General features: G+C 39.7%; 6 protein-coding genes. 1 reads left to right on the top strand and 5 read right to left on the bottom strand.

What is annotated here, in order from left to right; translation table 11 throughout:
- Positions 1 to 2,999: VCBS repeat-containing protein (locus ACO1O5_RS00505; protein ID WP_486267382.1), on the bottom strand; the 2,999-nt coding region annotated here is incomplete at its 3' end.
- A gap of 130 nt (positions 3,000 to 3,129) precedes the next feature.
- Here ACO1O5_RS00505 and ACO1O5_RS00500 point away from each other — a divergent pair.
- A complete protein-coding gene (locus ACO1O5_RS00500; RefSeq protein ID WP_486267380.1) occupies positions 3,130 to 4,404 on the top strand; it encodes a multiheme c-type cytochrome in 1,275 nt (424 codons plus the stop codon).
- 205 nt (positions 4,405 to 4,609) lie between these two features.
- On the opposite strand, the gene ACO1O5_RS00495 is transcribed toward ACO1O5_RS00500, so the two are convergent.
- From ACO1O5_RS00495 to ACO1O5_RS00480, 4 genes are all read right to left on the bottom strand, one after another.
- The gene (locus ACO1O5_RS00495; RefSeq protein ID WP_486267378.1) at positions 4,610 to 5,461 is read right to left on the bottom strand and encodes a LamG domain-containing protein; all 852 of its coding nucleotides are present in this window, start codon (positions 5,459 to 5,461) and stop codon (positions 4,610 to 4,612) included.
- A 71-nt stretch (positions 5,462 to 5,532) separates the two neighbouring features.
- Positions 5,533 to 7,086, bottom strand: a complete 1,554-nt coding sequence (locus tag ACO1O5_RS00490; RefSeq protein ID WP_486267376.1) for a RagB/SusD family nutrient uptake outer membrane protein — start codon at positions 7,084 to 7,086, stop codon at positions 5,533 to 5,535.
- Between the two features lie 21 nt (positions 7,087 to 7,107).
- Positions 7,108 to 10,254 (bottom strand): SusC/RagA family TonB-linked outer membrane protein, encoded by a 3,147-nt coding sequence (locus ACO1O5_RS00485; RefSeq protein WP_486267374.1) that lies wholly within the window; start codon positions 10,252 to 10,254, stop codon positions 7,108 to 7,110.
- A gap of 337 nt (positions 10,255 to 10,591) precedes the next feature.
- The coding region (locus ACO1O5_RS00480) for an FG-GAP repeat domain-containing protein (RefSeq protein WP_486267372.1) at positions 10,592 to 11,483 on the bottom strand (892 nt) is incomplete at its 5' end.

Here is an 11,483-nt window from a genome sequence, read left to right as displayed (position 1 = left end):
GTAGCCGGTAAATCATTAATAGTAAAATCGCCTTTGCCGTCCCCATAAAAAACTGCAGAGGCCAGTCTTTCTGCCATTATGGGTTTTACGGTATCAATCCATCCGTAAAAAACATCTTTCATGGGCACTCCGGCATAATCAGCATATAGCAAGTAATGCTTTTTCAAAAGAGGTAACGGCCTTTCCACTTCATCCTTTGCCAGGAACGGGTATTCTACACCGTTAGATGTGTACGACATTAGCTGGTTTACGTGACCGCTTCCATCATATACGCCAACATATAACCTAAGCGGTCCATCTTTACCACTCCAGAATTTGTTGTTGCATCCCCAATTGCCCGCCATTATATCAACATGACCGTCACCGTCTACATCATCTGCGTAAACGGTTTGCCACAGGCCAGTGGAATTGGGAACAACTGTTTTTTCAAATTTGCCATGATTATTTATAAAAATTGTCATGGGCATCCATTCGCCCGTAACAATTAAATCTTTCCAGCCGTCATTATTAACATCAGCAAAGGCAGCCGAAGTAACCATGCCAATATTTGAGAGTGTTATGGTACTTTCATTAGCAACAGTGAAGTTCCCTTTTCCATCATTCAGTAATAAAAACGAAGTTTGAGGAATGCCATACGCATGAGCGTCCGCAAGATTTCCCACAAACAGGTCCAAATCTCCATCATGGTCAACATCTGCTACGGTAACACAGGACTTGTTTTGAAGAATTTTGGGCAGAGAATTATCAGCTTTTTTAAAATTGCCCTTGCCATCATTAAAGTATAACCTGTCAAGCAGGTAACTGGTATTGCCTGTGTATTCATTACCACCACTTACAACGTATAGATCAGGGTAACCGTCTCCGTTAGCATCAAAGAATGTGGCATCAACATCTTCACAACCGGCGTCGATATTAAATACAGCTGTATCGGCTGTAATAAACGATCCGTTCTTTTGTTGAATCATCAAAGTTCCCGGTTGCCCTTTTGCACCACATGCATAAAAATCATCGAGCCCATCTCCATTTACGTCTGCCACTGCTACTTTTGGACCTCTCGTAGATTCTTCATGCGGTATCAGGTATTGTACATTAAAATCATCGAAATTATCTTCTTTATGTTTCCAGTTTACAGGAATCGAATCGCTGACATTCTTAAAGTAAACCGGCGCCGGCTTAAAAAATGATGGATAATCAAATATGCCGGAAGCATCCTTCTGGTAAAAGGTTAGCTGTTTATTGGCTTGTACATTTTTTACCAGCTGGAATTTTTGATTGGGCCAAACAACGAGTATACTATCAATAACGGAATTGGAATCTAAGCCAAAATGTAAGCGGGTATCTGATGAAGATTGAAAACCCCGTGTAAGCATTAATTGCTCATATTGCATTTTTCCATGTTGAAAAATGTATGCTTTGCATTCAACGCCAAATGTATTAAGGTCGTTTCCTTTGAAAGCAATGGAGATATAATTCTTCTTTGGCGCATTGTTCTTTAATATTAAAGCGGGTGCGTTTAAAGAATTTATTACCAGGTCAAGATTACCATCATTGTTTAAGTCTGCATAAGCAGCACCATTAAAATACCCTTTCATTTGGCCGGTTCCCCAATCATCACTCACATCTTTAAAAGACAATTTGCCATCTCCTTTGTATAAGAACGGATGAGAGCTTCCATCCGGCATTTTTTCCAATGCCATATCATCGTATTTATCTGAAGTGTTCAATTGCTTGTGTACATACAAGTTTGAAATAAAGTTTACGTAATCCATATCCACAGGGCGCTTCACAATACCACTTGAAATAAATAAGTCTTTGTTACCATCGTTATCAAAATCAGCGAAAAGAGGGCTCCAACTCCAATCAGTAGCCGAAACTCCGCTTAACAGAGACGTCTCACTGAAACTGGTTCCATTACCATTATTTCGCTGTAAACAATTCTTGGAATATTGATATTGGAACCCGTTGTTCATCAACTTTAATCTATAAATATCCGGATTTTCATCGCTGCCATAAGTCTTTAATACCTTTTCGTCCTGCGGGAGCATATCAACTGTTATTACATCTAACTGGCCATCATTATTATAATCGGCCATATCATTGCCCATGCTAAAGCGACTGTAGTGATCAAAGTATTTCGCACCACTTTCGGTAAAGGTTCCATCACCGTTATTTACATAGTAATAATCATTTTCATGAAAGTCGTTGCCTATATAAATATCATCCCAGCCATCGTTATTTAAATCGCCTATTGAAATACCTAATCCATAACCAAGACTGCTTTGGTAAATACCAGCCTTTGCGGTTACATCAGTAAATTTTTTTATTGGTGTATTCATATCATTGCGATAGAAGCGATCTCCGGCATATTGATCAAATTTTCTTCGATTGCTTGTGTCAACAATATTCTGGTTAGGCTGATGCGATTGATTTAGCATATAACAATCCAGATCACCATCATGATCATAGTCAAAAAAAGCCACTTGTGTAGTGAAGCCGGAGAAGTCCAATCCGTATTTCGCTGAGCTCTCTGTAAAGGTATTATTGCCGTTATTAATAAAAAGCATGTTATGACCTTTTAACCCATGATGATTGGCAACACAGCTGACATAAATATCCAGGAGTCCATCACCATTAATATCAACCATAGTTGAACCGCTGCACCAGTCTGCCGTTCCGGCAACTCCTGCCTTTTCTGTTATATCTTCAAATTCAAAATTGCCTTTGTTCAAATACAATTTATTATGTCCATAACTGTTAGCAGTAAAATATATATCGGGTAATCCATCGTTATTAATATCGCCAATGGAAACACCACCGCCATTGTAATAATATAAATAGTAGAGGATGCCAAAGAGATCACGTTTTTCCAGGTCGTTGGCGAAGTCAATTTTAGTAGTTGAGGCAGGTAAGCTTGTAAATAAATCTTTATGCCTGTTACAGGAAACGGAGACCAAAGTAAATAAGAGAAAACAAAAAATCGTAAGCCTTTTTGAAGGCATAATTCAGAAGTTTATTAGTAGTAATTTTATAGTGTAAATATACAGGTTATTTATGTGGCTCATGCAGCTTTTGGGGCTTACTAATATTAAGATTAGCTTGCAGTTTACATCGATAATCATATAAGTTTTCATGAACATATTTATAAGCACCAGGAGATCTTTAGTAGTTATATCCCTTATCATTTCCTGCTTTTTTATTTTGATTCAATGTATCAATAGTGGGGAAAAAAACATTAAGAAAGAAGTCAAGAGTGCAGCGGTGCCTGATGATAGAAAAGTGAACTTCAAACAGTTTGCCGGAGTTGTTACCTGCATGAAGTGCCACAAAGAAATTTATGAAGGTTTTGTCCATACGAATCATTTTCTGACTTCGCAACCAGCTGAAGAAAAATACATAAGAGGAAGTTTTGAAAAGGGAAAAAATGTATTTCCTTTTAACGATCACCTGTACGTGAGTATGGAAAAAAGGGATAGCGGCCTGTTCCAGGTTGCGTGGCAACGAGGTGTTGAAAAAATTGCGAAGCGTTTTGACATCGTTACTGGTTCCGGTGCAAAAGGACAAACCTATTTATCATGGTATAAGAATGAACTTTTTCAGCTGCCAATTTCTTTTTTTACTGCTGCGAACGAATGGGCTAATAGTCCCGGGTACGACCCCGGAAAAGTGGTGTATAACAGGCCGGTTACTTCCCGTTGCCTTGAATGCCATAGTACCTATTTTGATGTAATATCTCCTGCCGGAAAAGAACCAGAAGAATATGACCACAACCAAATTTTATATGGGGTGCAATGTGAAAAATGCCATGGCCCCGGCGAAAAACATGTTGCGTATGAAACCCAAAACCCTGCTGACAAGCAAGGTAAATACATTGTGAATCCTGCCATGCTTTCAAGGCAACAAAACCTTGATCTTTGCGCACTATGCCATGGAGGAAGACTTCAAAAAACAACACCTTCATTCGAGTTTACAGTTGGGGATACGTTATCCAATTATTTTACAAAGAACACCGCTGCGCCAACAACAAAAGAGATTGACGTGCATGGCAACCAATACGGATTATTAATTGAAAGTAAATGCTTCAGAAACAGCGCAACCATGACATGCACAACTTGCCACAATACTCATGAAAATGAAAGGGGTAAAACTGAACTATTTTCACAACGTTGCATGACCTGTCACAATAAAGAACATGGCACTTTTTGCAAAGTAAGTCAAATGTCTGTTTCATCAATCAAGTCTAATTGTGTTGACTGCCACATGCCCAAACAGCCATCCATGTCTGTGGCTCTCTTGCTGCCGGGGCATTTTGTGCCTACCGCTGCACTAATACATACTCACTTAATAAAGGTTTACCCGGAAGAGACGAAGAACTTTTTGCTTCAAAAGAAAATATCTAAAGGTTGATTAGGATAGATTTCACTGAAATTATTAACGTAAAAGGGTATAAGCCATTTCCCACACTCCTGATACTTTATTCATACTTCATCCATAGACCATCCATACATTGATTTTATTGATAGTCATTTAGCAAATCGAAAGTGATAGCCACAAATAAAAAAGTTGTGCAATTACTGCACAACCGTTTTATTATAAAATATCTAAATACTATTTATTGTTTACCATTATACAATGCCTGGACATCGGCAGGTGATAAAACACTACTATATAACCTGAACTGATCTAATTGGCCATCTAAGTTACCCATCCAGCCATTAGCACCCTGGGCTTCGGCACCCGGTCCGCCGATGGTAAATCCTGTACAATTTGAAAAATCGGCCTTGCCAATTCCAGGGTTGCCCACTTTATTCGTGTGGAAGAGAGTACCGTCAATGTATGCCAATAAGGTAGACGTTGTTTCGTCATAGGTAAATGCCAAATGATGCCACGATCCATTCAGTACATTGGGCATTCTATCGTCAGTTGCCGTATGTTTGGTGTATTCAATCCATTGATCATCGACATAGAATTTCGCCGCAGCCATAGCAGTAGTACTGGGATTGCCGGCATCTTCAAACTCCAAAAAGAGTTTCAAATTAGTCCAGCTGTACTTAGAACTATTTATAGCGAAAGCAAAATTAGTTCCGCTACCAGCAGCCTGGGGAGTCTTCTTAACCCAAAATGAAACCGTAAAACTAGTTGCTCTAGTAAAGTCATTGGGGCCGGGGTACTGAATGTAAGCTGTTGGTGAGCCCTGCCAGCAATTGCCTTCAATCCCTCCTGTTACAAAACTGCCGTCAGTGACTACGCCAAAATTTGCCCTGATGCTATCTACTGCTGCCATAGAGGGATTGGTATTAGCTCCATCAAAAGCCGCAAAAAATTTCAGAGGGCCACCGGGAGGGTTAGAATCTTTGGGATAATCTCCCAAAGCGGGCCGGGACAATTTGTCGCAACTACTTATTGCAAGAACCACAACGCCTGCAAGCATTGTGTTCTTAAATAATCTATAAATTAAATTCATATTTATATTTTTAATTTGTGAATCGTCTGTTTTGAAAGTCGATTTTATTGCAGCAATAAAATACGGCTAAATTAATAGTTTGGATTTTGAATAAGCACACCGCCCGATAGATCAATTGCAGGCTGCGGAATTGGATATAAGGCGTTTCTCGGCTGATATCCGAGTGTTCCCAGCACCGACTGCGCATCTCCCCAACGAACCAGGTCATTAAATCGGTAACCCTCCATCGCAAATTCCCATCTTCGTTCGTTTTTGATCGCTGTTCTCATTTGAGATTGACTAGCGTACGCAATGTGTGGCAACACTGAGCTATTTCCTCCTCTCGCCCGTGCTCTCACCATTTCAAGCATTGCTTCTGCCGTTGCACCATCACCCGTTTCATTTGATGCTTCAGCCAACATTAGGAGAACATCGGCGTAACGTAAAATTCTATGATTGATCCAATCTGCACCACCGGAATTTCCAATTTCACCGGTAAACGCCCGCATTTGAGGATCGGAATACACCTTCTTATTCCAATACTTCTGATCCAGTAAAGTGCCGGGATTATATGCTGGTAAAGTAGCTCCGTATCCACCGGCTGCGGGACCTCCATCATACTGGCCTGAATATAATATGGTAGCTGCTTTTCTTGGATCCGTGCTATCCCAGTCGGCTACTAATTTATCTGTTGGTGTATTCCAGCCCCAGCCAAGGTTCCAATCTACGCTTGCACCACCTTGCCTTACATTTTGGCTCGTTCCCCACTGCGTTCCATAGTAAGTTGCGCCTCCCTTGGTAATCCAACACTGTGCTTCAAGTATTGATTCAGGTCCGTTTTTACCATCACCATTTAAACCATCTTTCCAAATATCCACAAAATTTGAAGTGAGTTTGTATTGACCCGATGCTATGACCTGGTTGCACATTGCCACAACCTGTCCCCAATTCTTCCTTTGCAGGTAAGTCTGCGCCCACAATGTTTTGGCAGCACCGCTTGTTAAGCGGCCCGGATATATATTATTACCGGCAACTTCCCAGTTTAATGGTAAATATTGCGCAGCAACGTTTAAATCTGAATCAATCAGTGCGTAAATGTCGGCGGCTGGCGACTTGGGCTGTACACCTTTAGACGCATCGGTATAGTAATAATTAATCTTGGGAACATCACCATAAGCTTTTACCAATTCAAAATAAGAGTATGCCCTAAAGAAACACGCCTCTCCTACATTACGAAGGGAAGCCTCGTCTGTTACTTTCAATGAATCTGCAGTATACAATTCCTTATTCGCCTGGTTAATCATATAATAATGATCGTTCCAGTATGTATCTGTAGCCCAGTCATCCTTTGTATATTGAAAAGTCTCAAATTCGGCATTAATTTCTTTACCATCGGTCGCGCTGCTTCCCTTTTGCGCATCATCATCGCGAATACTGTTGAAATCGATCCAGGGCAAGGTAGAAAACCCTGCATAACCTCTCAAGATGCTATATAAATTAAAGCTTTGCGCTTCCAATGTTCCCTGGTGCAAATCGTCTAATGTAGCTGTCAATGGCTTTCTGTCCAAAAACTTTTTACAACTTAATGAAGAAAAAATTGCAGGCGTCATTATTAAAAGCGCCCAAATCATTTTTTTATTTTTCATATAAAACTGCATTTATTAAATTTAAAATGAAACACTTAAACCGAATGTTGTTATGACAGGGATGGCGCCGCCAGCGTTGTCGTAACCGAATGCCGTTGCATCGCCACCAAATTCAGCCGTATATCCGTAATTGTTTTTAAAAGTTTTAAGATTTTGAACGTTAGCATATAATCTTAAATTAGTAAGCTTCAGATGAGAAATAAGGCCGTGATCAAATGTATATCCCAATTGGATATTTCTAAACCTGAAATAACTTCCATCTTCGATGTTATAAGTTGAACCATTATAATTGAACCTGTCTGCCTGGCTAATAATGGGGTCCCAATTAGAAGTGCCAGGACCGGTCCAGCTATTGATTTTAAAAGCAGGATAATTAACTCTTTGGAATGGCGATTCCAAAGATCCCCATGTGCGGAATATTTGATTACCGTATACACCATTAAAATCAACACCCAAATTAAATCCTTTGTAAGTTAGATTTATAGATCCGCCGTATGTAAATTTTGGAGAAGGGTTACCAATAATCGTTCTATCGGCAGAGGTAATAAATCCATCTCCATTAACATCTTTAAATTTAAAATCTCCCGGTCTATAAGCGCCGATAGATGAAGCAGGTGGGGACTTTAATATATCTGAGTAGCTTTGATATAACCCCTCAACAACATATCCATAAAATGATCCGATGGGCTCACCTACTAAAGTTCTGCTTTCAGCACTTCCATTATTGAAAGATGCTCTGCTAATATACCCACCGGGTAAATCAGGTGACAGAGATAATACTTTATTTTTTATAAAGCTGATGTTACCGGCTACATTCACGCTGAAGTCTTTTGTTACACTTTGGTTCCAGGAAGCAGAAAATTCCTCTCCCCAGTTTTTAAGGCTACCCCCATTTTCTAACTGATCTTTTAGTCCCAGCGATCCAAGACTGATATAAGACATTAAATCTTTGGTGGTATTATTAAAATAGTCTGCCTCAAAGTGTAACCTGTTACTAAAGGCGTTTAATTCCAACCCTATATCGTGTGCGTGTACAGTTTCCCATTTTAAATTAGGATTTACCCTATAGGCTTCAGATGCGGCGTTGTAGATATTGGTCCCAAAAACGGCTGCTGACCCGGTACTTAAATTTGGATAGAAAGGATAGTAATTAGGGCTACCATCAGGAAGGTTTGGTACACTTTGATTGCCTAACACACCTATAGAACCTTTCAGCTTGAGGAAATCGATAGCTGCAACATTGGCCATAAATTTCTCCTTACTTATTTCCCAGGCACCGCCAACAGCCCAGAATTGCTGGTGTCTGTTTTTTGATGGTATCTGGGAAGATGCATCATCTCGTAATGAGGCATTGAAATAATATTTACCAGCATAATTATACAGTACTCTTCCGAGTGACGAAATGGTGGAATATTCTCCCTGGGCTGAAGAAGTAAGTGTTTGTGTAGGATCTACGAATCCGTTGGACATATACCAAAATCTTTTATCGTCAGGAATTGGCAGTGCATTTCCACTACTGTAAGGTTTTGCAGTACCGTATGTATTGAAATTCCCAAAATAGTAAGTAGTAAAACCTGCAGTTGCGGTCACATTATGCTGGCCAAAACTCTTCTTAAAATTCAAGATATGATCCTGCTGAAATTTTCTCCAAACGGAGTTAGTCTGAGACACCTGCGTTTTAGAACTATACAAATAAGGTGTATTGCTTAAAGGATTGTATGCGTAATATAGTGGCGAATATTGACGATCATCAACATTACTGATATCAGCGTAAAGCGTTGTTCTAAAATTAAAATATTTTAGAAAAGTTATGTCCGCATAAACACTTCCTACCGTTCTGTACTCAATTTTAATTCTTTTATTCCAGGTATTCTCCAGTTCCAAAACAGGATTCACAACTCCTGAATTTTGTAGCGCTACGTCCAGGCCGGAATAGATGTTTTCCGTGATACTATCGGTTCCATAAGGATTCTGCACTAAAAAAGGTTTAGTGGTTGCCGATACCTGCGGCATTGCTTTTCTCGCTTCATCGAGTATTCCTGTTGCATCATAAGGATCGTGTTGCCTTTGGGCGTTTAATGTCACACCAATTTTTATGGCCTTATTCAATTTCACTTCATCCGTGAGGGATAATAACAATCTTTCCAACTGTTCATGTCTTATAATTCCCTGGTCTGAAGAATATCCCAATCCCAGATTGAATTTATTCTTATCGGTACCTGATGAAATGGATAAGTTATTTGTATTAAATGCGCCCGTACGGGTTACTGCGTTTATCCAATCGGTGTTGGCGGTTAACGCAGAATAGTCAGGGGTGGTGACGCCATTGTTGGCATTTTCCTCATCAAACAGTGTTTTAAATTGCGCCGCATCTGCCATCTTAATTTTATCAACTAATTGCTTGAAACCATAGGAAGAATTAAAATTTACTATCGTTTTTCCAGCAGCCGCTTTTTTAGTAGTAATTGCTATTACACCAGTTGCGCCTTTAACTCCAAATATTGCCAAAGAGGAAGGATCTTTTAGAATTTCGATGGATTCTATATCATTCGGATTAATATAATCGATGTTATCTTCGAAGATACCGTCAACAACATACAAAGGGTGAACCTGCCCGATACTAACGGTACCACGTATGCGAATATCAGGAGCCTGCCCCGGTGTTCCATTATTTACAACAGACAAACCTGCCACTCTTCCCTGCAAAGAAGCCACCGGATTCACATTTGGCTTATCTGCCACCTCCTTCCCGGACACTTTTACAATGGAACCTGTCAAGTCTCTCTTGCTAGCAGTTCCATAACCAATTACAACAACCTGTTCCAGTTCTTTTGCTGCTGACGCACTTAAAGTAACGTCAATGCTTGACCGACCAGCTAATGCAATAGTTTGCGTCTCATAGCCAAGTGATGAGATCACTAATGATGCATTTGGTTTGGTAACGCTCAACGAAAAGTTACCGGAAGCATCCGTAGCTGTACCGGTTTTACTTCCTTTTTCCTGCACGGTAACACCAACTATCGGACTCCCGTCGCTACCGATGACTTTACCTGTTATTGTTTTGGCCTGTGCGAAAACAAAAGAAGGAACTAAAAAAGCTAAAAGAAACAGGAAGGGGAAAAAACAGCGTACAATTCTTTTACCCTGAAAATAGGTTTTGATACTCATAGTTTGCAATCAATAAAGTGGTTAAAAATTTTTTCTCGTAATCATACTGAAGAGCTCAATATGTATAAAGGACACATAAAAGTATGATTTAGATGCATACAACTAACATTTTGTTAAAAAAATATTTTTTTATCTAAAGGCAATGTTATTTTATCTGTGCGAAAAAAGAGGAACCTTAACCTTACTGCCAACCGTGAATATAGTAGCAATAAGCAGCCCGACTAAATGCAGGAGGGATGAGATGATTCATTTAATGCCTTTGCGAAATAAAATCCACTAAACCCAGACTTTATTGACAAGAAATGATTCTAACTTAATATGAAATAGTCTTGCAATCCTAATTAAATACCACGGTCCTGGATTTCCCTGAATTATTGGTAATGACCGCGCTTTTCATTTCGGGACTAACAATTAAAAACCTTGCCGATTGCGATAAAAAGGATGACCCATAATAAAACTCCTGCTTTTGGATACTGCCGTTTTTAAAAGAAATTATGGCGCTGATATCATCGGGAAGTAAGGCAATATGTTCCACCTTTCTTCTCAGCTTAAATACTTTCAGTGCATCTTTATTTTGACTGGCTGCCAGGACCAGGTCACCTTTATTATCCAATAATTTAACCAGGGCTTTGCCATTCCCAGGGATATAAATTCCGCTTTGCAAAATAGACATTGGTTTAAAATTTCCTTTTCCATCGCCCTTCAACAACAAGCCATTTAATGCGTCATAACGTCCGTTGGAAACTTCGGTTCCATAATCGTTCCCATTTATAACCACATCCAGGTTTCCATCGCCATCCACATCTTCCACCACAATTCCATTCAATGATGACACCTGCGCTTCTTTAGGTAAAGGGATAACTGTGAATTTCCCATTACCATCATTTCTAAGATAAGATGACTGAAGATAATTGGCAGTCAGCCGCAACGCATTCTTTCTTTGTTCAGGAGATAAAATATCATCCATTGTTGCCGTTGCAAAAGATTTATAATCGGGAAACTTTTTCTTTAAAGAAATCAACTGGGCCATCATATCATCCCTGCTAAAGAGCGGGAACTCTTTTTCTAAACCCTCCTTATCCGGGAAATAAACAGAGGTGATAGCATCATATGTTCCGTTATGATCAAAATCGCCCGCAGTTATATGAACCGGCATAGAATCGCTCGCCTGCATGATGGAATTCAGCCCAAGGTTACCAACAATATAATCCATGCGGCCGGTGTGCCGG

The organism is Ginsengibacter sp., assembly GCF_057362405.1.
Note: the sequence above shows the minus strand (reverse complement) of the source record. Positions and strands in the feature narration are given on the sequence as shown.

Bases quoted from the DNA above. Each gene is read 5' to 3' on its own strand.
- ACO1O5_RS00500 (WP_486267380.1), top strand. From the start codon at position 3,130: ATGAACATATTTATAAGCACCAGGAGATCTTTAGTAGTTATATCCCTT.
- ACO1O5_RS00495 (WP_486267378.1), bottom strand. From the start codon at position 5,461: ATGAATTTAATTTATAGATTATTTAAGAACACAATGCTTGCAGGCGTT.
- ACO1O5_RS00490 (WP_486267376.1), bottom strand. From the start codon at position 7,086: ATGAAAAATAAAAAAATGATTTGGGCGCTTTTAATAATGACGCCTGCA.
- ACO1O5_RS00485 (WP_486267374.1), bottom strand. From the start codon at position 10,254: ATGAGTATCAAAACCTATTTTCAGGGTAAAAGAATTGTACGCTGTTTT.